This window comes from Croceibacterium sp. TMG7-5b_MA50, from assembly GCF_039830145.1.
Classification (GTDB): Bacteria; Pseudomonadota; Alphaproteobacteria; order Sphingomonadales; family Sphingomonadaceae; genus Croceibacterium.
This window is the reverse complement of record NZ_CP156082.1, coordinates 1227193-1251890: the sequence shown is the minus strand read 5'-3', so window position 1 is coordinate 1251890 and position 24698 is coordinate 1227193. Positions and strand designations below refer to the sequence as shown.

Below are 24698 nucleotides of genomic sequence, written 5' to 3'. Positions count from 1 at the left end.
GCGCTGTCGGCGGTGAACGGCGACTGAACCTTCGCCGGGTCAGGCGGGCAGGGCGGCCGTTCGTTCGGCAACCCGCAACTGGTGGTCCAGCCCAAGCCACTGCGCCAGGTTCCTGAGATCGCCGAGCACCGGCCCCGCCGCCAGCGTGGCCCGCTGCGGATCGACCCACAGGACCAGTCGGTCATCCTCCCGCCGCAGCGTGCTGGTCATGAGCGATATGTGCGATCCGGCACCGAGCCGCCGACACAGGCGGATAGCCAGACCCCAGCCAACCGCTTCCCGCAAGGCGGCTTCAGGCGCCAGGCGCAGCAGCGAGGGTTCGATCTGCGGTTTGCCGCAGGCGCCGTGCAGCGCCGCTGCCAGCCTGGCGCGGCCACCCGGACTGATGTTGAGCCAGCGCTTCTCCAACGCCCAGTCGAGCGCGTGACGCAGCCGCATGTTTGGCTCCAGCCGGGCGGCGGCGATCGCCAGCAGGGTGGCGGCAAGACGCAGCCGCTCGCTGCCGCCACCTTCGGTCATCCCGTTGCCACCACCGGCCACGTCCGCGGTCCAGCCGGTGATCGTCGTTGCCATTGAAAGGGAGGCACCGCGCGGTTCGGTGAACTGCCCGATGGCGGAAAGCAGTGGATCCTGCTGCCGTGCGGCCGCCGCCAGCCGGCTCTGCAGCAATCCTTCGCGCAGACCCCAGGCGGAAAAGGTCAGTCCGTCAGGCTGCAATTGCGCGAGCAGGACGCGCAGCAGGGCGGCCGCATCTGGCAACACGGCGGCACGGGAGTTGGAGATGCCCTTGATCCGGGCCAATTCCGCCGACGGGACTTTCTCCGCCTTGCGGGCGAAGCGATCGGCATCAGCCGTTGACAGGCGATAGCCGTGTGGATCGGTCAGCGGGTAATCGGCTTCCCGCATCGCGAATGCGGCGAAGGCGCGCCAGGTACCGCCGACCATGTAGAGCTGGCCGACCGGCTCCCCAGAGAAGCCGCCATTGCCGATGATCTGCGCCAGCCGGGCGCGGAAACCATCGCCACCGCCATTCCCGGCATCGCGCAGGGCGGGCAGCCGCAAGGTGCCGAGCGGCAGGGTCACGCCGCTTTGCGCCTGACCGTTACCGATCCTGACCAGTTCCAAACTGCCGCCGCCGATATCCGCAACTGCACCTGCCGCATCGGGAAAAGCGCCAGTGACCCCAAGCGCGGAAAGCTGCGCCTCCTCCTGCCCGCTCAGCAGCTCAGGGCGGAGCCCCAGTTTCTCCACGCGAGCGAGGAAGTCGGGACCATTGCCCGCATCGCGCACGGCGGCGGTGGCGACGGTCTGCACATCTTCGATGTCGAGATCGTCGAGAATGGTGGCGAACCGGGCCAGCATGGTCAGCGCCGCCTCCATCGCAGCATCAGGCAGCAGCCCGGTCGTCGCCAGGTCCTGTCCCAGGCGGGCGGTGACCTTCTCGTTCAGGAACACCTCCGGCGCGCGGGCGGAACCGGCATAGACGACGAGCCGCACGGTATTGGACCCGATGTCGATCACTGCGCGATCGGGCCGTTCCAGCGCTGCCGCGGTCCGGCGAATGCGCGCGCGGGAGATCATGCAGCACCCCGGCGCAGTGTCAGCTTGGGCACGCGGCTTTCCTTCAGCGCGTCGCCGCGGCCGGACAGGGAAGGGTTGGTCATGAAATAAGCGTGGCAATTGAAGCCGGACCCATCCGCATCGTCGGCGACGCGTTCCCAACTGCCGTCCTCGCCATCCAGCAGCCAGCTTTGTTCGGTGTCGAGCAGATTGGCCAGCAGCACCTGTTCCAGCACCTGGTCATGCACGGTGGCGTTACGGATCGGTACGAGCAGTTCCACCCGCCGGTTCAGGTTGCGGCTCATGGCATCGGCACTGGTGATGAACACTTCGGCTTCCCCGCTGGGCAGTTCGGTCCCGTTGGCAAAGGCCCAGATGCGGCTGTGTTCCAGAAAGCGGCCGATGATCGACTTGACGGTGATGTTTTCCGACAGGCCGGGAATGCCGGGCCTAAGGCAACAGATACCCCGGACCACCAGCACCACCGGCACCCCAGCCACGCTGGCCGCATACAGCCGGTCGATCACACCCTCGTCAGTCAGGCTGTTCAGCTTGGCCCAGATCGCTGCCTGCCGCCCGGCGCGAGCGTTTGCGCATTCGCGGTCGATCTTCTCGTACAGCGTTTCGCGCAGGTTGAGCGGCGACAGCGCCAGCCGTTCCAGGCCCTGCGGCTCGACGTAGCCGGTGATGAAGTTGAACAGCTTGGCCGCATCCCGCCCGATGCACGGATCCGCGGTGAAGAAGCTGAGATCGGTGTAGATGCGCGCGGTGACGGGATGGTAATTACCGGTGCCGAAATGGCAGTAGGTGCGATAACCCTCCTCCTCCTGCCGCACGACCAGGGAGACTTTCGCATGGGTCTTCCAGTCGACGAAGCCGTAGATGACCTGCACCCCCGCCCGCTCCAGCTCGCTTGCCCATTTCAGGTTCTGCTCTTCGTCGAAGCGGGCCTTCAGCTCGACTACGGCGGTGACGGATTTGCCGGCCTCCGCGGCCTGAACCAGCGCGGCGATGACCGGGGATTGGTTGCCGGCGCGATATAGCGTCTGCTTGATGGAGATGACCGCCGGATCGTTCGCCGCCTGATGCAGGAAGTCGATCACCACCTCGAAGCTTTCGTAAGGGTGGTGGATGACAATGTCCTTCTCGCGGATTGCCGCGAAGCAGTCGCCATCATGCTCCATCACCCGCTCAGGGTAACGGGGGGCGTAGGGGGTGAACTTCAGATCGGGCCTGTCCTCCCCCACGATCTGCGACAGGTCGACCACCCCGACCAGATGGTCGAGCTGCAGGACCATGGCCTGTTCCAGCCCGAGCTGCTCGCGCAGCATCTGCTCACCCGCCGGATCGAAGGCGTGGTCGAGTTCCAGCAGGATGACCTTGCCGCGCCGGCGACGCTGGATGGCGGAGCGGTAGTAGCGGACGAGATCCTCGGCATCCTCCTCGATCTCGATGTCGCTGTCACGCAGCAGGCGGAACACGCCGTCGCCATCGACACGGAAGCCGGGGAACAGCAACGTGGCGTAGCGGCAGACGATCTGCTCGGTCGTGACATAGATGGCCTGATCGCCCGCAACACTGGCGGGCACGCGGACGAAGCGGGGTAGCGCGCTGGGGATCAGCACCATTTCCACCAGGCTGCTGCCGTCATCCTCCCGCGTCAGGTTGAACAGCACGCCGATGCCGCGATTGGCGACAAAGGGGAAGGGATGCGCCGGGTCGATCGCCTGCGGGGTGATGACCGGCATGATTGAGTTGAGGAAGTAGTCGCGCAGCCATTCGTCAGCGGCGGTGTCGAGGCGGTCCTCCCCCGCGATATGGATGCCTTGGGCCGACAGCAGCGGCATGATGTCCGCCAGGATCGCCTGCTGCTGACCTGTCAGGTCCAGCACCTTGCCGCTGATCGCCGCCAGCTGCTGGCCGGGTGTACGCCCGTCCAGCGACATGTTCCCTACGCCCGATCGGATCTGACCGGCGAGGCCGGCAACGCGGATCATCAGGAACTCGTCCAGATTGCTGCCGCTGATCGACAGGAAACGCAGCCGTTCCAGCAGCGGGTAGGCGCTGTTGCATGCCTCCGCCAAAACGCGGTCGTTGAACGACAGCCAGCTCAGCTCGCGGTTGAAATAGCGGTCCTCCGGCGCGGAAGGACCCGCGTGGGGCAGGGCGGCGATCTCAGTGCGGGGGTCTGGCGCGATGGTACTCATGATCGACGAACCTATTCCCTAGCCGGATGGTGCCTGTCTAGTTCACGATGTCGGCTGGACGGGCGATGGCGCTGATCCCGCGGCGTCCGTCACTGCGGTCCAGCTGCACGATGACGTCGATGACGGACGCGGCGTAAGCGATCGTGTCGGGCCGGGTCAGGCCGATGCCGGTCTGCATCACCATCAATGCCAATTGTTCCAGCGCACCGCGCAGCGAATTGGCGTGGATGGTGGAAAAGCTGCCGGGGTGGCCGGTATTGATCGCCCGCAGAAAGCTGACGCTCTCCGCCCCGCGCAGTTCGCCCAGTACGATCCGATCCGGCCGCAGGCGCAGGGCCGATTGCAGCAACTCGTTAGCGGTGACTTTCGCCTCGCCCAATTCGCCCTTCACCGCCACCAGCCCCAGACCGTTGGCGCCGGGCAGCCGCAGCTCGGGGGTGTCCTCTACCAGAATGACCCGTTCATGCGCCGGTATCTCACCCAGCATGGCATTCAGGAACGTGGTCTTGCCGGTGCTGGTGCCGCCGGAAATCAGGATCGTCTTGCGCGCGCGGATCGCTGCCCGGAGGAACGCGACGGGCTGTTCTGCCGGATCGGGCATGGCTGTCTCGACCGGTGGGCGCAGCGGGCCGGTGTCGTACGCGTCGAGCGTCAGGTCCAGCCGGCGATGCCGGCGGATCGCCATGGCCCAGTGCCGGCGGGTGGCCGGCGGGCCGCAGAATTGGATACGCGCGCCGCCGAATCCATCGGCCGGCAGCGTGGCGCCCAGCAGCGGATGTTCGCGGTTGATGCCCTGGTGGCTGACGCGGGCGACCTGTTCGGCCAGGCGCTGCACCAGTCGGTCATCGATCCCCGGCGCCTCGATCCGCTGCATGCCCGATCGGGCGGCATCCTCCACCCAGACCTCGCCCGGGCGGTTGACCATGATCTCCGTCACCGTATCGCGTTCCAGCCAGGGACGGAACGGGGCGAGGTAGGCATCGAGATAGACGCTGCCGCTGTTGATACGCGGCGCGTCAGGCTCTGCGGCGCCGGGCTCGTCGACCGGGCTGCCGAGTTGCACGATCTCTGCAGCCATGACTTTAGATCCGCGGTGCCTGGCTGAAATCCAGATCACGTGCGGTGAACACGCGGATCGGTTCGCCCTGGCGCACGCGCACCGTGGGGCCGATCTGGCCGCTCTGTTGCAGGGCGGTGCTGGCCGCATCCTGCCCGCCACCCAGAACCACGCTGGTGCCGCCGCTGGCAACCGCGGTCAGCCCGCCGATGACAGACAGCAGGATGGAGGAGCCGAAGCGCTGGAAGAAGTGGTTGTCGACCCGGCCCGGCAGGCCGCCGCTGCCGTCGAACGCGCTGGCCGGGCTGGCGAGCGCGACGGAAACGCCGTCTGGCCGGATCAGCCGCGTCCAGATGACATAGGCGCGCTTCTGCCCGGCTTGCAGGCCCGACTGGTACTGCCCGATGAGCCGGCTGGACCGCGGCACCAGGATGCGCGTTCCGTCGAAGCTGCGCACGTCCTGGCTCACGACCGCGCGGACGTAGCCGGGCACGTCGGTGTTGATCGCGGTCTCCAGTACGGCGGGGATCATCGTGCCCTGCGTCACAGTGGTGCGCGGATCGACATCCGTGCGCGCCACGGCCGGGCCACCGCCCACACCGCCCACGCGGCTGGCAAAGTCGCCGGCACCGGTGCCCGCAGCCGCGGCCGCCGCAGCGGCGGCAGGCGTGCCGGGCGCAGGACCGGCAGCTTCAGCCGGCAGCGCACCTGCGTCGAACACAACAGTGGGGCTGGCATATGGATTGCCCATCGGTGCAGCGGCGGTGACCGGCGGGGCGCTGTAGACCGGGCTCGGCGCGGGTGCGCCGGCGGGTTCACCATTCAACACCGGGACTGGCTGCGCCGGTTCGGCCGGGATGAAGGCGCCTGGTGCGGGACCGTTCTGCACCACAGGTGCGACACCCGCCGATCCTTCGGGCACGCGGCTGGCGTTGAGGCCCCACAGGGTCGCGGCGCCAAGCAACGCGACGAAGCCGATCCCGGCGGCAAGGCCCACCGCATCCGAGCGCCCCTTGCGATTGGCGACGGTCGGATAGGCGGTGCGGCTGGCGAGATCGATCACCTCGGCAGAGGCGCCTTCGCGCGGATCGCGGTCGAGAGCCGCGGGCTGGCCATCGGCGCGCACGGGCGAGAGGCGGTTGGCAAGCTTCATCAGCGGGACTCCGTGCTGGCGAGCACTCGGGCTTGGGCAGGGGTGGCAGCGGCCGCGGCTGCCGGGCGCGGCCGGACTGACCCTTCGTTGACCAGGGTAGCGACGTCTTCGCCCGATCGCAGAATTATGCGGCGCGGCACGCCGTCAACCACGATCTGGTCGCCGCGCACAGCGTAGTTCACCGGGCCTTCGGTGCCTTCCAGATCCTGCACCAGGATGGCCGGCAGCGGGGTGCCGGCGTCCCACGACAGGAAGGTCGCATCGCCATCGTCGTAGATCGTCTGCGGCAGCAATTGGGCAGCGCCAAAGCGGCGCCAGTCATGGTTCAGCGTCGCGGGATCAACCACGGCATACGGGTCCGTCGCGGCGGCGACCTCCACGGCGCTGGGCGCGGGTGCCGGCGCACCGCCGGCCAGCAGCGGCGCGTCCTCTTCTTCCGGCTCCGGCGGGTAGGTGAAGGCCAACAGATAAACCGGATTGCGGTTGGCCGGGCTGGCGACGAGGTCGAACAGGTAGGTGTGCTTGTCCGTCACCACCGTCATGTTGGTCGCCGCACGATCGGCCAGCGGCTTCACGAACAGCAGATTGGCGCGCTTGTTGGGCGTCACCTGCCAGCTTTGCGCATCGCCGATGGCGACGTTCTCGATATGCTCGTTCTCGTTGAATCGGATCACCGCCTGCACATTTGCGCGGCCCTGGATGGTGACGATCTCGTTCTCTTCGAACATGCGTTCGATCAACCGGCGGTCGTCTGCCTGGGCGGGCAACGCCGCGGAAAGACCAGCCAACAGCGTGGCGGCGAGAAACAGCGGGCGGATCATGTCACGAAGTCCTGGCAGGATTGGCGCGCGGCGGCGCGGCACGAAAACGGCTGCCGATCCCGCGCGCGCGCGACGGGCCAGCGGCGGGCGAGGCGCCGGCGGCAGAGGATGGGCCCGCGCCGCCGACGATGCGCGTCTCACGCGTGATGCTGGAGGACATTCCGCCACGATCGTTGGCAGCAGCAGGCAGGACCGCCCCGGCAAGGCGGATCTCACGCGAGGGCGCCGCGCCTGTACGTGCCTCCGCCGGGGTGGCGGCGACTACCGCGGCGGCGGCACCGCGCGCGGCGGCAGCGGCAGTCGCGGCGCCGCCCTTGTCCTCCTTCGTATTGGCGAGGCCGAACACGGTCCATCCCGCCACCATCGTGCCGGCGACCTTCAGCACCATGACCATCAGCGCCAGGTGCACCGCGCCGATCATGAAGAAGGCCATCGCGGGCTGCGGCTCGATCTTGCCCGGCGTCATGGACAGGGCTTGCAGCACGGGCACTGCCAGTTCCAGCATCAGCGACCCACCCAGCACTGCGAACAGCGGCGTCACTGCTAGGAGCACGACGCCCTTAAGCCAGCCAGTGAACAGCCCGCGGGTGGCATCGAACAGCGCCAGCACCACGAAGACCGGACCGACCGCCATCAGCACCGCCAACGCGATCTTGGTGGTGGCGAGCAGGCCCACCGTGCCCAGCAGAAGCAGCGTGGCGCCCAGCCACAGCAGGCCGGGCGGGCTGAAGGTGGAGGTTGCCCCCTCCATCGCCTCGTCCCCGCTCGCCTGCACCAACACGGCGAACACCGTATCCACCTTGTCGGCGAAGACGTCCGTGGCGGAGCCGTCGCCGCCCATCAGGATGTTGGCGATCTGGTTGGGCGCGCCGACGACCAAGTTGTAGACCGTGCCTTGCCAGGCCACCCAGCTGGTGGCGAAGGTCAGCACCAGGCCCAATGTCACCATGCGCGGGGTCAGGGCGGAAATGCCGAGCGTGGAGCGCCCGGTGATGAGGCCGAACGCAAAGAAGGCGACATACAGCGTCAGCAGCACGGTCAGCGCCGGCAGCAATGCGCCATCGGAGCCGAACAGCCGGCCGAACGCCGCCTGGCTGGTGGCGGCTGCGGCGCAATCGACCGCACGCAGGGACGCCGCGACCCCGCTGCCGACGCCGTCCAGCGCCTCCTGACACAATGCCGGGCTGAAGCCGGCGCTCACTCCGCCGCCTCCCGCGCCACGAAGGCGGGCATGACAGGCGGCAGAGGCGTGACCTCCGCCATGTCCTCCGGCACGTCGCCGGGCCAGGGCGTATCGGTCAGCAGCGGGTACCAGGCGGCGGGATCGTCGCCCACGCTGGCGCGCAGCGCATCCAGCCGGCGTACAGTGCTTTCGCGGCCGGACAGGATGGTCAGCACCTCCGGCGCGCCGCTGAGGTCCAGCCGGACGACCACACTGGCATCGGGCTGCCGCACCAGGAAGGCGCGGCTGTGTGCGGGCAGGCTGCGGATCAGGCTCAACTCATGCTCGGTCAGGCCGAAGCCTTCGCAATAATCCTCCGCCCGGGCCCGGGCGTTGGGCATGAACACCATGGTGGCCGTCTGTTCGACCAGCGCGGTGGAAATCCGGCTGTCCAGCGCATCGCGGGCGCTTTGCGTGGCGAAGCCGACCAGTGCGTTACGTTTGCGCAGCGTCTTCAGCCAGTCGCGGATGCGGGCGGCGAACACTTCGTCGTCCAGCGCCTTCCAGCCCTCGTCGATCAGGATCATCGTCGGGCTGCCGTCCAGCCGCTCGTCGATGCGGTGGAACAGGTACATCATGGTCGGCGTGCGCAGCCGCGGGTTCTCCAGCAGCGCGCTCATGTCGAAGCCCATGACGCGGGTGGACAGGTCCAGCCGGTCGGCCGCATTGTCGAACAGCCAGCCATGCTCGCCATCGTCGATCCACGGGCTGAGGCGATCGGCCAGATCACCCGGCTGCGGCCGGCGGCTGCCCGACAGCAATTCGCGGAAGAAGCGCAGCCGACGCAGATGCGGCGCGTTGGCGTAGGCGGCATCGACCGCACCGGCCACGGTCGCCAGCTCCTCCGGCCCTTCCGCCTTCAGCAGGACGCCCAGCCAGTCACGCAGGAAGGCGCGGGTATGCGGGCTATCGGGCAGGGCGAGGGGGTTGAACCCGGTGGGCTCACCCGCATGGATGCGATCGTACCGACCGCCGATGCCGCGGATGAACAGCTCCGCGCCGCGATCCTTGTCGAACAGCACGGTGCGGGGTGCGAACTTCTGCGCCTGCGCCGCCAGGAAGTTCATCACCACCGTCTTGCCGCTGCCCGATGGACCGATGACGGAGAAATTGCCGAGATCGCCGTGGTGGAAATTGAAAAAGAACGGCGTCGCGCTGGTCGTTTCCAGCAGCGTCACGGCATCGCCCCAATGATTGGTATCTGCCTGCCCCAGCGCAAAGCCGTGAAGCGAGCCGAAGCTTGCCATATTGGCGCTGGAAATCAGCGCGCGGCGGACCAAGTAGCCCTCGTTGCCCGGGAACTGGCCCCAGAACGCGGGCTCCAGGTTGGTGTCCTCCCGCACGGTGACCGCGCCCGTATCGGCCAGCGCGGCAGCGACGGCGGCGGCAGCATCGTCCAACCGGGCAAGGTCACTCTCCCGCACCAGCACGGACAGGTGATGATCGCCAAAGATGACGGACCCGCTGCCCAAGTGGTCGCGCGCGGCCAGCATATCGGCGCGCTCTGCCATCGCCTCCTCGTCGGCAGAGCGCAGGCGGCGCAGCGCCAGGTCGATGCGCTCGCGCGCGGTCTGCCGTTCCTGCGGCGCAAAGCTTTCGGTCACGATCAGCTCGCACGGCAGGCGCAGCACGGGGTCGAGCAGGCCCGGGCTCGTTGCGTCGGGGTAGTCCTTCAGGCTCAGCATCGCGGCGAAGTCAGTGCCCGCCTGCCCGCCCGCGCCGCGCAGTTCCATCGCATCCAGGCCGAAGCTGGCCCGGCGGTAGGGGAGCATGCGGCCGATATCGGTGTCGCCTTCGGGCCGTCGCACCGGTCGCATCTCGCCGTTGAACAGCGCGCTCAGCAGTTCCAGCAGCTCGTTGTTGGTGCCGCCGCTAGGGCCGGTATAATCGCCCAATGGCTGCGCACCGTAATCGCCCAGCGACGCGGCGAGTGCCTGCAATGCGGCCCGCAGGGCGCGCAAATCCTTGGGGTCCGCCTCCGCCTGTTCCTTGCCGCGACGCTGCCAGAACTTGCCCGCGCGTTCTGCCAGACCCGCTTTTCCCCGCGCCGGACGGCGCACCAGCGTCACGAACTGGTCGTTCACGAACAGCGATCCGCCCTGCAGCTTCTCGTTCCAGCGGCGGTCGATATGCGCGGCCAGCGGGTCGTCGAACCGGGCTGGCAGGTCCACCGCTACCCGGCGGCGAATGACATGGTGATACAGCACGAAGCGCGCGTCGAGAGCGGAACGCAGCATCACCTCGCGCGTCGCCGCATGGGCGTTCAGCGCGTCCGTGTCCTCCGTCTCGAACAGCAGGCCCGGCACCTGCAGCGCGGCCATCAGCGATCCGTCGCGGAGCAGCACGGTATTGCCGTCCAGCAGCCGCGCATAGGGCAGACGCTCGCCGGCATGCGCTTCCTTGGCGCTCCATGCCGCGGCACCCAGCCACTTGGTCTTCATGCGTTCTGCTCCTTGCGGACGACGGGGTTGGGCGCCGTCACGGGGCGTAGCTGTTGCAGCCCCAATGCTTCCAGTTCTTGACGCGCGGACACTTGCTGACCTTGGTCAGCCACAGGTCGAAGATGCGCGGCTCGCGCAGGCAGGCGAAATAACCCACGCCATGGATCGCCACCGCCGCCAACAGGGCGAGGAAGCTGCCCGTGATCAGGAACAGCTCCGTCGTCAGCGCGGCGTTGATGATGAAATAGTTGTAGGTCACGCCCGCGAACATCTGCGGCCGGGTCAGCGCGCGATGGACGGGGTGGCGGATGAGGTCCACCTTACCCAACCGCTGCAGCGGACTGGATGCCCGACACGATGCTGCCGGCGCCGAAGATGATGAACACGCCGATGATCACCGTCGCGCCGAAGCGCCAGTTCATGCGACCCGTCAGCATGCCGAAGCCGACCGCCGCCACCGCCATCACTGCCACCGCCGTGGCCACGTTGCCCAGCAGCGTGCCCTGCATCCAGGCAAGCGCGGCGTTGATGGGGCCGGAACCCTGCGGGCTGCCGGCAACCGGCTGCGCCTGGGCGGCCATGGGCGCGACAATGGCGGCGAGTGCGGCGAGCAGGCGGGGAAGGATGGACTTGGCGTTCACTTGTCACTCCGGGAATGATCGGAAAGGCGGCCCATGATGGCAGAAACGTAGCCCTGGGTCTCGCGGATGCGGGGGACGCCGCCGGCACGCATCACACGACCTGGCCCGGCATTGTAGGCGGCAAGCGCCTGTTCGATATCGCCGCCGAAGCGATCGATCTGCTCGCGCAGGTAGCGCGCGCCGCCTTCCAGGTTGGCGAACGGATCATCGGGGTTCACGCCCAGGTCGCGGGCGGTGCCCGGCATCAACTGGGCGAGGCCCCGCGCGCCCACGGGGCTGCGGGCATCGGCGCGCCAGCGGCTTTCTTGCCAGACCAGCGCCTCTATCAGTGCGGGGCTGAGATCATAGCGTGCGGCAAGCTCCGCCACCTTGGCGGCGTAGAGCTGCGGCACCGTGCCTGCCTGCGCTGCCAGCATGGCGATCGCGTGGTCGGGAACAATCCCGGCTTCCGGTGGTATTTCCGCCAGCGACGCCGGGGCGCCAGCATCCACGGGAGAGGTTGCCGACGAACCGGTCAGCCACACGGCGTCGCCATTCGCCCCGATCTCCAGCACGTCGGCGTGCGCAGGCAGACCGTGCGTGGCCAGCATCGCTGCTGTGGCAATCAGTGCAGTGCGCAGAATCATCGGTGCTCCAGAAAGCGCGCCAATGCTTATGCCAGATGACAGCCGCGTGACACAACTGCTTGCCGGATCACCTAGATCGTCGGCGCGGACCTGCCGCGCCGGGGATCGTTGCTTCATCTGCTCGCGAGCAGCATCCTGCCACCGGCATTCACCTGCGCCAGTTTGGCCGCACGGCGCGAATCCATCCAGCGGCCGTCGGCCAGTTCCAGATCGTAGCGCACCCGGCTGTCCGCGGCCTGCTGGAACAAGGTCGCAGCCTCTGCCGCGCGACCCTGGCGGAGATAGGCGCTGCCCAAGTTGATCAGCAGGGCCGGGTCGCCCGGACGCTCCGCCAGCTCGGCCTCGATCACCGAGACCGCAGCCTCGGTCTGGCCGTCCATCAGTTCCTCGTAAGCGACTTCGCGCAGTTCGGTGATCTTCATGTCAGGGCCGGGAACGGAGGTGATCGGCTGGCCGACCAGCACGATGGCGGCGGCAAGAAGGGAAAGCGAGGTCATGGCGATACTCTCCGCAATTAAATGTTTGATGATGCAGGCTACGCCGATGATCGCCATGTGCAATGAAAACGTCACATTGTCACAAAACTGCAACCTTGCGACGTTCGTCAAACTTGATCCTCGTTGCAAAGAAAGTGTCACAGCACGGTCCTAGTCGCGGCGCAGCGATGCCGATCGCCTGATTCTCGCCACCACATGGGGGATGTGCTGTGACTTACCTGACCCGTTCGCTCGTTCTGGGCTGCAGCCTGCTGGCGCTGTCCGCCTGCGGACCCGACGAAATCGCCTCTCCCGGGACAGGCGGCAACATCATCATCAACCCGCCCGCTACACCTGCGCCGTCGCCTGCACCGTCGCCTGCACCGACTCCGCCGGCGACTGTGACGCCGGCCGGCGGCTGCCCGACGATCGCCGACCCGCAGGGTCTGGCTGACGAAGGTACGATTGCTGGACCGACCGGCACCTATCGCGTCTGCACCCTGCCGTCGCGGTTCAACGCGTCCAGTCGCCTACCGTATTTCGCGGGCGTGCTGTATCGCATGAACGGCCGCGTGGACGTCGGCACGGATGGCGGGCCGGTGCCCGACGCCTCCGACGGGTCCAGCGACACGAATGTGGTTCTGACCATCGATCCGGGCGTGATCGTCTATTCTAGCGGCGCAGCCTTCCTGAACGTCAACCGTGGCAACCGCATCAATGCGGTCGGCACGGCGGAACGGCCGATCATCTTCACGAGCCGCGACAACGTAGTTGGGTTCAACACCGAATCGTCTTCCGGCCAGTGGGGCGGCGTGGTGCTGAGCGGCCGTGCGCCGGTCACCGATTGCGCGGCGTCGGGCGCCGTGCCTGGCAGCGCGCAGTGCGAACGCCAGGTTGAAGGGTCGGCAAGCCCCGCCTTCTTCGGCGGCGCCACCGTGAACGACAATTCCGGGCGGATGAGCTACGTCCAGATCCGCTATTCCGGCTTTGTGTTGGGCAGCAACAGCGAACTGCAATCGCTGACCACCGGCGGCACCGGTACCGGTACGCAGCTTGACCATATCATGAGCTACAACAGTTCTGACGATGGCGCCGAGTTCTTCGGCGGCTACGTCAACATGAAGTACTTCATCGTCGTCGGGGCCGAGGATGACTCGATCGACAGCGACACCGGTGTTAAGGCCAACCTGCAATACGTGATCGTGGTCCACAACACGAACACGCACGACACCATCATCGAAGCCGACTCGGACGATCTGCGCGACTCCACCCCGCGTCAGAACACCCGCATCAGCAACTTCGTGTTCGTGCAGGGTGCGGCGGCGGCGGACGGCCAGGCGGCCATCCGGCTGCGCGGCGGCACCGACTATGCGCTGCTGAACGGCGTGCTGGTCAGCCCGCAGGACGAGTGCATTCGCGTGCAGCATTCTGAAACGATCCGGAATAGCGACAGCGGCCTGGACGATGTCGGCCCGCCGATCTTCCAGTCGGTCGTGATGCAGTGCGGTGGTGCGGCCCAGTTCATCGGCAGCAACAACGTCACCGCCGACAACGTGCGCACCATCTTCAACGCCGGCACTAACAACAATGCCAGCTTCACGCCGACCCTCACGAACCTGTTCGTGAACGGCGCGAACGAGAGCGCAGTGTCCGCTTTCAACGCCAGCACGCTGAGCAGCTTCTTCGACGCCACCACCTATATCGGTGCGGTGCGTGATGCTTCTGACACTTGGTACGCGCGATGGACCTGCAACTCGGCCACGGCGAACTTCGGCACCGGCAACACCGGCGCCTGCACCAGCCTGCCGGTCTACCAGTAAGGCAAGGAAGCCATGTCGGGCGCGCGCCAGTTGCTGCTGGGGCGCGCCCGTTCTTGCATGATGCGGGCAGAACGCCCGCCCCAGTTTCGATCCATGAGGGGGTCCGTACCATGACCACTGCGAAGCAGCTGGCAGGGCTGTTGCTGCTCACCACCGGCCTTTCGGCCCCCTTCGGCGCCTGCGCGCAGGGCACCACCGCGTCCACCAATGCCGGCGTGCCCGCGGGCGTGCCGAACCAGCAGCCGGCCGTCCAGGATGCGACCGCCGACCAGATCGATCCGGCGACGGGCGAGCCGGTCCCGACGGAAGCGGACATCTCCGTTCCCGGTGGCGAGATCATCGTGACGGGCCGCATCAACCGCGACCTGCAGCGCAACGCGACGCAGGTGCTGTCCATCCTGTCGGCGGAACAGATCGCCCGAACGGGCGAGGGCGACATCGCCGGTGCGCTGGGCCGGGTGACCGGCCTGTCGGTGCAGGGCAACGGCTTCGTGTTCGTCCGCGGCCTCGGCGACCGGTACTCCCTCGCGCTGCTGAACGGCCTTCCGCTGCCGAGCCCGGAACCGCTCAGCCGCGTGGTCCCGCTCGACATCTTCCCGACCAACGTGGTCGCATCCTCGCTGGTGCAGAAGACCTATTCCGCCAACTATCCGGGCGAGTTCGGCGGCGGCGTCATCAACCTGACGACCTCCGCAGTGCCTGACGAAAGCTTCGTCACTGTCGGCGGTGGGATCAGCGGCGATACCGAGACGACCGGCCAGGTGGGCTACAGCTACTTCGGATCGGACAGCGACTGGACCGGCTTCGATGACGGTTCGCGCGACACGCCGCCGGCCTTGCAGGCGTTCTTCGACAGTGGTCAGCAGCTGAGCGATGTGACCGATCGCGGCACGGTGCGTGATATCATCAAGGATATCACCAACCCGCAATTCATGACGCTGCAGCGGCTGAACCGCCTGCCGGTCAACTTCTCCGGCGCGATCACCGCGGGCACCGGCATCGATGTGGGCGAGGGGCGGCTTGGCATCATCGCCACGGCCGGGATCAACAATCGCTGGCGCAACCGCCTGATCCAGAGCGATGCATCGGGCAGCGCGGACCTGCAGCTCAATTCCTCGTTCCTCAACTACACCACCGACAACCGCGTGCTGGTGAACGGCCTGCTGGGTCTCGGTTTCGAGATCGGCGAGCATCGCTTCCGCTGGACCAACCTGTATATCCGCGACACGTTGAAGCAGTCGGTGCTGGGCATCGGCACCAATTTCGACAGCGGCAATGCGGAGGTGGACCAGAACACCTCGTGGTTCGAGCGCCAGCTGATCGACACGCAATTCGTCGGCGAGATGGAATTTGGCGATCTGGGCGTCGACCTTCGCGCCGGCTATGCCCAGACCCAGCGCGAGGCACCGTTCGAATACTCGCTCGACTATTTCCAGAGCCCGGGCGAAAGCAACCCGTTCCCCGGCCTGTGGCAGAACACGCTGGATGGGCAGCGCAGTGATGCGCGGGTGGTGTTCTCCGACCTCACGGAGGATAATTATTCCGCCGGTCTCGACCTGTCCTACCCGGTGCTGGATTGGCTGACCACGACGGTCGGCTATGCCTACACCAAGACGGACCGTATCTCCTCCCGCAGGGAGTTCCGCATCCGCGCCAATGGTGCGTTCCCTGCGGCGTTCAGCCTGTTGCAGCCGGCCGGTCTGTTGAGCGACGACGTGATCGACTTCGGCGAGAGCGACGCCAACACCGATCCGTCCTCCCGCTACCAGCTGCTCCTGGACGAGACGACCAGTGCGACCCCGACCTTCCTGGCCGACCTGGAGGTGCATGGCGCCTACATCCAGGCTCGCGCGGAGCCTGTCGCCGGGCTGACGATCGATGCCGGCGTCCGGTATGAGGATGCGGTGCAGACGGTTGCGCCGGACCTGTCGGTCTACACCAATCCCTTGCCGGACAGCGGGGCGACCACCTCGCTCGGCAATGATTACTTCCTGCCGGCCGCGACACTGACCTACGAAGTCACGGACGGGTTGCAGGCGCGGCTCAGCGCCTCGCGCACCATCGCCCGGCCACAGTTCCGCGAGTTGATCTTCCAGGCGTACCAGGATCCGGAATCCACCCGCGTGTTCCAGGGCAATCCGCTGCTGACCGACAGCGAGCTGCTGAACCTGGAAGCGCGCGCCGAATATTACCCCGCCGGCGGCGTGCGTGCGCTGGTGGCGGGTTTCTACAAGAATATCGATCGCCCGATCGAAGCCTTCGCCACCTATGCCGATGGCCGCGTGCTGACGAGCTTCGCGAACGCTCCTTCCGCCGAACTTTACGGCGCGGAGGCCGAGTTCGAGTACCGGTACGACCTTGCCGACATCGGCGACTTCTTCTCCACGAAGGAACTGCTGGTGGTCGCCAACTATACCTACACGCAATCGTCCATCAGCGTGCAGGAAGGCGATAGGACCGCCGTGTTCGGCTACGGCACCGATGATGCCACGCTTTTCTTCCGTCCTGATGCGCCGCTGACCGGCCAGTCGGATCACCTGGTGAACCTGCAGCTCGGATTGGAAGACAGCGAGCAGCTGCAGCAGCTGACGTTCCTGTTCTCCTATGCCAGCGACCGTGTGGTGAGCCGCGGGTTCAACCAGCTGCCCGACATTCTGGAGACGCCGGGCACAAGGCTAGACGTCGTGTTCCGACAAGGGCTGGAACTGGGCGGAACCAATGCCGAGCTGAAGCTGGAGGCGCGCAACATCTTCGGCACCGACCATCAGGAATTCCAAGACAACGGCACCAACCGGATCGAGATCAATTCCTGGGACATCGGCACCACGTTCGGTGCTTCCCTGTCCGTCACCTTCTGACCGATGGGGCCGGCGCTCAGCCGGCCCTGTCCGCTACAAAATGTCGAGCACGTAGCCGCGGCCATGCACGGTACGCAGCAAGCGCGGCGCGCCGGCAGCTTTCAGCCCCGATCGTAGGCGCTTGATCCACACATCCACGGTGCGCAGATAATCCGGATCACCCGCCTTGCCGAGCGCCACCACCAGATCCTGCCGGCTGAGCACGCGGTTGGGCTGCTGCGCCATGAAGCGGAGCACGCGGAACTCGTTGGGGCGCAGCGGCACCAGCTGCCCCTGCCAACTGGCCTGCTGGCCGGCCACATTGATCTGCAATGCGCCCAGCGTGATCTGCTGTTCCGGCAGCACGCTGGCGCCGCCCGCGCTCAGCGCCAGGACCCGGTCCAGCATGGCCTGGCGGTCTAGCGGACCGATCGCGTAATCGTCGGCGCCTGCCGCCAGTGCGCGGCGCCGGTCTTCCAGGCTGTCTTCCTCCAGCACCAGCGTGATGTGCGCGTCGGCCAATTGCGAATCGGCCCGCAGGCGACGGCACAATTCCAGCCCGGACAGGTCGGGCAGCAACCAGTCGACGAACAGCCAGGCGCCGCTGTCCAGCAGCCGGGCAGGCGCCACGGAGCCGAGGAGGTGGAAGCTGTAGCTGGTGTCACCATGCACGAAGGGCGCAAAATGGGCGCAAGCCGGATCGGTGCTGAAGATGTTGTGCCGTCTGGCCATGTGCGCCTGTCCCCCATGGACGATGAGGCGGGAGCGGTGCAGCACCGGTATGACCGGCTTGTGACGCATGTTACAACACGGCGCAGCGGTTGACCGGCGGGCCTGCATGGCTACACATTTGGCATGTTACCGGACAATCTCCCCCCGTCGCCTCCGCCCCTCGCCGCTCTGCGCGCCGACCGGCCAATAGCGTTGTTTCTCGATTTCGACGGCACCCTGATCGATCTCGCCCCGACGCCCGATAGCATCACCGTCGGTGATGGTCTGGCGGATCGCCTGGCCGACCTGGCTGACCAGCTTGACGGCCGGCTGGCCCTGGTCAGCGGCCGGGCCATTCCCGACCTGCAGCGGCATCTCGGGCCCTTGCGGGTGGCACGTGCCGGATCGCATGGCATCGCCCGCGAACTCGCCGATGGCTCGCTGCTGGGTGATGCGCCGGTGGCACTGCCGCCGGAAGCCGAGGCTGCGCTGCAGGATTTCGCCGCCGCGCACGGCTTCATGCTGGAAGCCAAGCCTCACGGCGCGGCGCTCCATTATCGCAGCGACCCTGCTTTGGAGCCGGCGGGCCTCGCCTTCGCGGGGGAACTGGCGGCCGTGCACCTGCTGGAGGTGAAGCGCGGCAAGAGCGTGATCGAGCTTGTGCGGCCCGGCGTCAGCAAGGAAGGGGCGGTGCGTGCCTTCATGCAGGTAGCGCCGTTCAGCGGCGCCATGCCGGTGTTCGTGGGTGACGACATCACCGACGAGGATGGCTTCCGCGCGGCCGAGGCGCTGGGCGGCTTCGGCGTCCTGGTCGGCGACCGCACTCCTACGCGCGCACGGCACCGGCTGCCTGACGTCATCGCCGTTCACGACTGGCTCGGCCTGTGAGCGCCGCGGACGGCGCCAATCCCGCCAGCCTTGAACTGTGGCCGGTCGGCAATTGCCAGGTCTCCGGCATGATCGATGATCGCGCCGGCCTTGTTTGGGGCTGCATCCCGCGGGTCGATGGCGATCCGGTGTTCTGCTCCCTGCTGAATGGCGAGCGGCCGGATCGCGGAGTGTGGCGCTTCGCGCTGGAGGGGCAGGTGCGCGCCACGCAGCGATATGAACGCAACACCCCGATCCTCGTCACCCGGTTGGAGGCGGAGGACGGCAGCGCGGTGGAGATCACCGACTTCTGCCCCCGTTTCGAACGGTCCGGGCGCATGTACCGCCCGGTCGCGTTCGTGCGGATCGTGCGCCCGGTCGCCGGCGTGCCGCGCCTGACCATCACGCTTGCTCCCGTGCACGATTACGGCGCGGCCGAGCCTGTCACCACCAGCGGCAGCAACCACATCCGCTACCTGCTGGGTGAGCAGACGCTGCGCCTGTCGACCGATGCGCCCGTCGGCTATGTGGAGACAGGCAAGACCTACCGGGTGGAAAGCGATCAGCACTTCTTCTTGGGGCCGGACGAGCCGTTCGTCGGCAATCTTCGCGCCGAGTTGCGGCAGCTGGAGGAGCAGACGCGCAAATACTGGCGGCTGTGGGTCCGCGGCCTCGCCACTCCGTTCGAGTGGCAGGAGGAGGTGATCCGCTGCGCCATTACGCTGAAGCTGTGCCAGCACGAGGAAACCGGCGCGATCGTCGCCGCGCTGACCACTTCGATCCCCGAAGCGCCCGACAGCGGCCGTAATTGGGACTACCGCTTCTGCTGGATCCGCGATTCTTACTACACGGTGCAGGCGCTGAACCGGTTGGGGGCGCTCGACGTGCTGGAGAAGTACCTCGCATATCTGCGCAACATCGTGGACGATGCGCGTGGCGGGCAGATCCAGCCGCTTTATTCGGTGATGGGCGTGGCGGAGCTGACGGAGAATGTCGCGCCGGCGCTGTCCGGCTATCGCGCGATGGGGCCGGTACGGGTGGGCAATGCCGCCTACCATCAGGTGCAGCACGACTGCTACGGCCAGATCGTGCTGCCGACCGTGCAGGCGTTCTTCGACCAGCGTCTGTTGCGGGTGGCTGACGAACGTGATTTCGCCCGGCTGGAGCAGGTGGGCGAGATGGCCTGGAAGATGCACGATCAGCCCGATGCGGGCCTGTGGGAATTCCGCACCCGGGAAGAGGTCCATACCTATTCCGTGGTGATGTGCTGGGCAGCCTGTGACCGGCTCGCCAATGTGGCCGAGCGGCTGGGCAGGGTGGATCGCGCGACGCTCTGGCACGATCGTGCCGATGCCATTCGCACCCGCATCGATCGCGACGCCTGGGTCGCGGATTCCGACGAACGGGACGGTTTCTACAAGGCGAGCTTCGAGAGCGAGTACCTCGATGCCAGCCTGCTCCAGCTGCTGGAAATGCGCTTCCTGGAGCCGGACGATCCGCGCTTCGCCGGGACCATCGATGCGATCGAACGCAAGCTGCGCCGGGGCGAGCATATGCTGCGCTACCAGCGGGAGGATGATTTCGGCCCGCCGGAAACCGCCTTCAACATCTGCACCTTCTGGCTGATCGATGCGCTAGCACGGATGGGCCGGCACCACGAGGCGCGGGAGCTGTTCTGCATCATGCTGGACCACCGCACCCGGTCGGGCCTGCTGTCGGAGGACATGGACTTCGTCACGGGCGAGTTGTGGGGGAACTTCCCCCAGACCTATTCGCTCGTTGGGGTAATCAATTGCGCTGGCCTCCTCTCTAAGAACTGGAACACTGTCCGTTGAGCCGTCTTGTCGTCATTTCCAATCGCGTCGCAGTTCCCAAGGCACGGGGGGCCGCAGGGGCCCAGGGTGGCTTGGCCGGCGCACTGAACGCGGCCTTGAAGCAGAATGGCGGCATCTGGTTCGGCTGGTCGGGGCAGGAGACCGACAGGTTCACCGGCAACATCAATGTCCAGCGATCGGACGGGGTGACCACCGCCACGATCGACCTGGAACAGCAGGATGTCGAAGAATACTACAACGGCTACGCCAATTCGACGCTGTGGCCGCTGTTCCACTACCGCATCGACCTGACCGAGTACGAGCAGGAGTTCGGCCGCGGGTACGAGCGGGTCAATGAACGTTTTGCCGAAAGCGTGCTGCCGCTGATCGAGCCCGAGGATACTGTCTGGGTCCACGACTACCACCTGATGCCGCTGGGCGAGAGGTTGCGGGCGCGGGGGATCAAGAACCGGATCGGTTTCTTCCTCCACATTCCCTGGCCGCCGACGCGGCTGTTCGTCAGCCTGCCGTTTCACGAGCGGCTGGTGCGGGCGATGCTGCATTACGACCTGCTCGGGTTCCAGACGACCGAGTGGCTGGAAAGCTTCCTGCACTATTGCGAGCGGGAACTGCATGCGACGGTCGATCACGAACGCTGCGTGGTGGAACTGGACGGCCGGCGCACGATCGCCAAGGCTTACCCGATCGGCGTCGACTACGATCATTTCATGGCGCAGGGCCAGACCATGGCGGCCAAGACGGCGTTCCGCCGGCTGAAGGATTCCAGCCGCACGCGGACCGCGATGATCGGTGTCGACCGGCTGGACTATTCCAAGGGCCTGCCCGAACGGATCGACGGCATCGGCCGGTTTTTCGACACCTATCCCGAGCGGATCAAGGACCTGCTGTTCATCCAGATCGCGCCCCCCAGCCGGGAGGATATCGGATCGTACCAGAAGATCCGCACGATGCTGGAACAGAAGACCGGTATGATCAACGGCGCACGCAGCGATGTGGACCTGGTGCCGATCCGGTACGTCAACCGGGGCTACAGCACGGCGGAGCTGTTCGGCTTCTATCGCGCATCCAAGATCGGCCTGGTCACCCCGCTGCGTGACGGCATGAACCTGGTGGCGAAGGAATATGTCGCCGCGCAGGACCCGGAGGATCCGGGCGTGCTGATCCTGTCGCGCTTCGCCGGGGCGGCCCTGCAGATGGGCGAGGCGCTGCTGGTGAACCCGTACAGCCCGGATGACGTGGCCCACAGCATCCGGCTGGCGCTGGACATGTCGCTGGCCGAGCGCAAGGCGCGGTGGGAGCAGCTGATCGTGACCGTGCGGGAGGAAAATGTCCTGCGCTGGACGGAGGATTTCATCGGCGATCTGGAGCGGGTGTCGGCGCCAGCGTGAGTGTGTTGTTTCAAGGGTTTGCGCTGGAAGTTTACACTAAGTTGACACCTACCGTGGGCCGCCGCGTCAGGTACTGCGGCGCGGCAGCTGACCGGCGTTGAGTGCGTGCGCGAGGAAATCCGGCGGGGCATGGGTGTGCCATAACAGATGCACCTGATGTAGGACAGCGGCGCTGGCAGGAATGGCGGAAAACGTCCCAAATCTGCCGCGCCGAAATCAGTATCTTCCCCCGGATCTGATCCGGGGGCCCGCTAACCCTCTGGCGTGGCATCAAGAAGCGGGGTCCCGGATCAAGTCCGGGACGACGTGTGAGCTTGTGGCGAAGATCCGAAATCCACCCATTCCGGCCATTGATGCTTAGGTAAGTCCACCCTTAAGCCGCCTCCTCCAGCACCCTGGCAAAGCTCGCCGCATCGGTGTTGCCGCCTGACAGCACCAGTGCCGTTCGCCCGTCCAGCGCGACCTTGCCCGCTAGCGCCGCGGCCAGCGCGGTGGCGCCGCCGGGTTCCAGGACCAGCCGCAATTGCGCGAAGGCGAAGCGCTGGGCGGCGCGGACCTCCGCCTCGGACACCGTCACCGCGCTGATGCGGCCGTTGAGGACGGCGAAGTTGACTGGCCAGGTGGCGGGCGTCTGCAAGGCGTCGCAGGCGGTGGCAGGGGCATCGGCAGCGACGCGCTGGATCGTGCCGGTGGCGAGGCTGCGGGCGACGTCGTCCCAGCCTTCGGGCTCCACGCCCACGATCTCGGCATCGGGGCAGGCGAGAGCGAGGCCCGCGGCCAGGCCGCCGCCGCCCAGCGGGGTGATGATCCGCGTAGGGTCGCCACCCGCCAGCGCCTGCATCTGCGCCGACAGTTCGATGCCGGTGCTGCCCTGACCTTCGATCACCCATGCATCGCCGAAGGCGTGAACCAGCGTCGCGTCCCGTTCCGCCGCCAGAGCGCGGGAGATGGCGTCGCGATCCTCGGTCCGCCGGTCATAGGTCACGACCTCCGCACCCAATTCGCGCACGCGCGCCAGCTTCACCTGCGGCGCATCGGCCGGCATCACGATCGCTGCCGCGATACCCAGCCGCCGCGCGGCCCAGGCGACGCCCTGCGCGTGGTTGCCGCTCGACACGCCGACCACGCCAGCCGCGCGCTCCTCCTCCGTCAGGTCGGACAGGCGGTGCCAGGCGCCGCGGATCTTGAACACGCCGATCGGTTGCAGGCACTCGGCCTTGGCGTACACCTGCTGTTCGCGACAAGTGAACGGCAGCAGCGGGGTGGGCGGCAGGATCGCCGCGATCTTCTCCGCCGCGCGCGCCACGCCGGCCTGTGTCGGAATTCTGACCGCTTCGACACTCATCTTGCTCACCCGCTCCATTCGCCTAAACGGGCGCCATTGTGCTGGCGCCGGTGCCCTGCCTCATGCGTTATGGCCGGCAGCGCAGCTTTGCGAAATGGGAGTTTGCATGTCCACAATCCTGGTGATCGGCGCGGGCGGGGTCAGCTCGGTCGCGGTGCACAAGATGGCGATGAACGCCGAGATCTTCAGCGCGATCCATCTCGCCAGCCGGACAAAGAGCAAGTGCGATGCCATCGCCGTCTCCGTCAAGGAGCGGACCGGGCAGGACGTCGCCACGTACGAAATCGATGCGGAGGAGGTGCCGGCGATGGTCAACCTGATCCGCCGCGTGCAGCCGAAGCTGGTGGTCAACCTGGCGCTGCCGTACCAGGACCTGCCGATCATGGATGCCTGCCTGGAAGCCGGCGTCGATTACCTCGATACCGCCAATTACGAACCCAAGGATCAGGCCAAGTTCGAATACCACTGGCAGTGGGCGTACCACGACCGGTTCAAGCAGGCCGCGATCATGGCGCTGCTGGGCAGTGGTTTCGACCCCGGCGTGACCAGCGTCTTCGCCATGTGGCTGAAGAAGCACAAGCTGAAGACGATCCGCCGGCTCGACATCCTGGACTGCAATGGCGGCGATCACGGGCAGAGCTTCGCGACCAACTTCAACCCGGAAATCAACATCCGCGAAGTGACCGCGCCCGCCCGCCACTGGGAGAACGGCGAGTGGGTCGAGACCCCGGCGATGAGCGTCAAGCAGGGCTTCGACTTCGAGGGCGTCGGCCCCAAGAACATGTACCTGATGTATCACGAGGAGCTGGAGAGCCTGGCCAGGTTCGTGCCGGAATTGGAGCGGGCGCGGTTCTGGATGACGTTCGGTGACGAGTACATCAAGCACCTGACCGTGCTGCAGAATGTCGGAATGACCCGGATCGACCCGGTGATGTACGAAGGGCGCCCGATCATTCCGTTGCAGTTCCTGAAGGCCGTGCTGCCGGAACCGTCCAGCCTGGGCTCCACGACCAAGGGCAAGACCAATATCGGCGTGATCGCCACGGGCGAGGCGCTGGACGGTTCGGGGGAGCAGACCTTCTACATCAAAAACATCTGCGACCATGAGGAGGCCTTTGCCGAGACCGGCAACCAGGCGGTCAGCTACACCACCGGCGTGCCCGCGATGATCGGCAGCGCCATGGTGCTGACGGGTGCGTGGACAGGCAAGGGCGTGTTCAACATGGAGGAGTTCGATCCCGATCCGTTCATGGACATGCTGAACACGCAAGGCCTGCCCTGGACGGTCGAGCAGCTCTCCGCCCCGCTGGAGTTCTGATGATGCGGCCGCTGATCGTCACCGCACTGGCGCTGCTCGCCGCCTGCGCGCCTGTCCCGGCGGAGGAGAGCGCGCCGATCGGCCCCAACGCCACCATGGCCGACAGCGCCGCGGCCGATTGCCGTGCGGCGGGTGGTGTGGTGGAACGCCGCGGGCGCTTGCAGGCGGAGCTGTGCGTGAAGCCCTATGCCGACGCGGGCAAGGCATGCACCGACGGCAGCCAGTGCGCGGCCGATTGCGTCGTGACCGAGGCCGTCGCCGACAATGCGCAGGTCACCGGCCAGTGCCAGGCCGACGACCGGCCGTTCGGCTGCTTCTCCAAGGTGGAGAACGGCCGAGCGACCGGCGGGATCTGTATAGATTGATTCCGGGG

At 66.8% G+C, this 24698-nt stretch carries 20 protein-coding genes; 7 read left to right on the top strand and 13 right to left on the bottom strand.

The genetic code is table 11. The features are described from left to right. Positions 1-39: 39 nt before the first annotated feature. The 11 genes from V5740_RS06145 to V5740_RS06095 form a co-directional block, all read right to left on the bottom strand. Positions 40-1581: a Ppx/GppA family phosphatase gene (locus tag V5740_RS06145; RefSeq protein ID WP_347304187.1), complete on the bottom strand. Its 1542-nt coding sequence runs from the start codon at positions 1579-1581 to the stop codon at positions 40-42. Next, entirely contained in the window at positions 1578-3767 is a 2190-nt protein-coding gene (locus V5740_RS06140; protein ID WP_347304186.1) for an RNA degradosome polyphosphate kinase, read from the bottom strand. Before V5740_RS06140 ends, V5740_RS06145 begins: the two co-directional genes overlap by 4 nt. A 37-nt stretch (positions 3768-3804) precedes the next feature. Further along, complete coding sequence (gene virB11, locus V5740_RS06135; RefSeq protein ID WP_347304185.1) at positions 3805-4845, bottom strand: P-type DNA transfer ATPase VirB11; 1041 nt, start codon at positions 4843-4845, stop codon at positions 3805-3807. A 4-nt stretch (positions 4846-4849) separates the two neighbouring features. Beyond that, positions 4850-5977 carry a TrbI/VirB10 family protein gene (locus V5740_RS06130; protein WP_347304184.1) on the bottom strand — a complete coding sequence of 376 codons (1128 nt, stop codon included), beginning with the start codon at positions 5975-5977 and terminating at the stop codon, positions 4850-4852. Continuing rightward, positions 5977-6798, bottom strand: a complete 822-nt coding sequence (locus tag V5740_RS06125; RefSeq protein ID WP_347304183.1) for a TrbG/VirB9 family P-type conjugative transfer protein — start codon at positions 6796-6798, stop codon at positions 5977-5979. The genes V5740_RS06130 and V5740_RS06125 overlap by 1 nt, the downstream gene beginning before the upstream one ends. A gap of 1 nt (position 6799) precedes the next feature. Beyond that, on the bottom strand, positions 6800-7999 hold the full coding sequence (locus V5740_RS06120; RefSeq protein WP_347304182.1) for a type IV secretion system protein: 1200 nt from the start codon (positions 7997-7999) through the stop codon (positions 6800-6802). Further along, the gene (locus tag V5740_RS06115) at positions 7996-10461 is read right to left on the bottom strand and encodes a VirB4 family type IV secretion/conjugal transfer ATPase (protein ID WP_347304181.1); all 2466 of its coding nucleotides are present in this window, start codon (positions 10459-10461) and stop codon (positions 7996-7998) included. The genes V5740_RS06120 and V5740_RS06115 overlap by 4 nt, the downstream gene beginning before the upstream one ends. A gap of 37 nt (positions 10462-10498) precedes the next feature. Beyond that, complete coding sequence (locus V5740_RS06110) at positions 10499-10780, bottom strand: VirB3 family type IV secretion system protein (protein WP_347304180.1); 282 nt, start codon at positions 10778-10780, stop codon at positions 10499-10501. 1 nt (position 10781) lies between these two features. After that, entirely contained in the window at positions 10782-11102 is a 321-nt protein-coding gene (locus tag V5740_RS06105) for a TrbC/VirB2 family protein (RefSeq protein ID WP_347304179.1), read from the bottom strand. Beyond that, entirely contained in the window at positions 11099-11728 is a 630-nt protein-coding gene (locus V5740_RS06100; protein ID WP_347304456.1) for a lytic transglycosylase domain-containing protein, read from the bottom strand. The genes V5740_RS06105 and V5740_RS06100 overlap by 4 nt, the downstream gene beginning before the upstream one ends. A gap of 113 nt (positions 11729-11841) precedes the next feature. Next, positions 11842-12282, bottom strand: a complete 441-nt coding sequence (locus tag V5740_RS06095) for a tetratricopeptide repeat protein (RefSeq protein ID WP_347304178.1) — start codon at positions 12280-12282, stop codon at positions 11842-11844. A 152-nt stretch (positions 12283-12434) separates the two neighbouring features. On the opposite strand from V5740_RS06095, the gene V5740_RS06090 reads away from it, so the two are divergent. Continuing rightward, complete coding sequence (locus V5740_RS06090; RefSeq protein ID WP_347304177.1) at positions 12435-14024, top strand: hypothetical protein; 1590 nt, start codon at positions 12435-12437, stop codon at positions 14022-14024. Between the two features lie 110 nt (positions 14025-14134). After that, positions 14135-16882: a TonB-dependent receptor gene (locus V5740_RS06085; protein ID WP_347304176.1), complete on the top strand. Its 2748-nt coding sequence runs from the start codon at positions 14135-14137 to the stop codon at positions 16880-16882. 33 nt (positions 16883-16915) lie between these two features. On the opposite strand, the gene V5740_RS06080 is transcribed toward V5740_RS06085, so the two are convergent. Further along, complete coding sequence (locus tag V5740_RS06080; protein ID WP_347304175.1) at positions 16916-17662, bottom strand: response regulator transcription factor; 747 nt, start codon at positions 17660-17662, stop codon at positions 16916-16918. 54 nt (positions 17663-17716) lie between these two features. On the opposite strand from V5740_RS06080, the gene otsB reads away from it, so the two are divergent. Genes otsB through V5740_RS06065 form a run of 3 tightly spaced genes read left to right on the top strand, consistent with a single transcriptional unit; the run spans position 17717 to position 21662 of the window. Next, positions 17717-18460 carry a trehalose-phosphatase gene (gene otsB, locus V5740_RS06075; RefSeq protein WP_347304174.1) on the top strand — a complete coding sequence of 248 codons (744 nt, stop codon included), beginning with the start codon at positions 17717-17719 and terminating at the stop codon, positions 18458-18460. Further along, on the top strand, positions 18457-20274 hold the full coding sequence (locus V5740_RS06070) for a glycoside hydrolase family 15 protein (RefSeq protein WP_347304173.1): 1818 nt from the start codon (positions 18457-18459) through the stop codon (positions 20272-20274). Before otsB ends, V5740_RS06070 begins: the two co-directional genes overlap by 4 nt. Next, a complete protein-coding gene (locus V5740_RS06065; protein WP_347304172.1) occupies positions 20271-21662 on the top strand; it encodes a trehalose-6-phosphate synthase in 1392 nt (463 codons plus the stop codon). The genes V5740_RS06070 and V5740_RS06065 overlap by 4 nt, the downstream gene beginning before the upstream one ends. 373 nt (positions 21663-22035) lie before the next feature. On the opposite strand, the gene V5740_RS06060 is transcribed toward V5740_RS06065, so the two are convergent. Then, positions 22036-23007 carry a pyridoxal-phosphate dependent enzyme gene (locus tag V5740_RS06060; protein ID WP_347304171.1) on the bottom strand — a complete coding sequence of 324 codons (972 nt, stop codon included), beginning with the start codon at positions 23005-23007 and terminating at the stop codon, positions 22036-22038. A gap of 106 nt (positions 23008-23113) precedes the next feature. On the opposite strand from V5740_RS06060, the gene V5740_RS06055 reads away from it, so the two are divergent. Both V5740_RS06055 and V5740_RS06050 read left to right on the top strand, forming a co-directional pair. Next, positions 23114-24325, top strand: coding sequence for a saccharopine dehydrogenase family protein (locus tag V5740_RS06055; protein ID WP_347304170.1), 1212 nt, complete (start codon positions 23114-23116; stop codon positions 24323-24325). Then, positions 24325-24690, top strand: a complete 366-nt coding sequence (locus V5740_RS06050; protein WP_347304169.1) for a hypothetical protein — start codon at positions 24325-24327, stop codon at positions 24688-24690. The genes V5740_RS06055 and V5740_RS06050 overlap by 1 nt, the downstream gene beginning before the upstream one ends. Positions 24691-24698 lie beyond the last annotated feature (8 nt).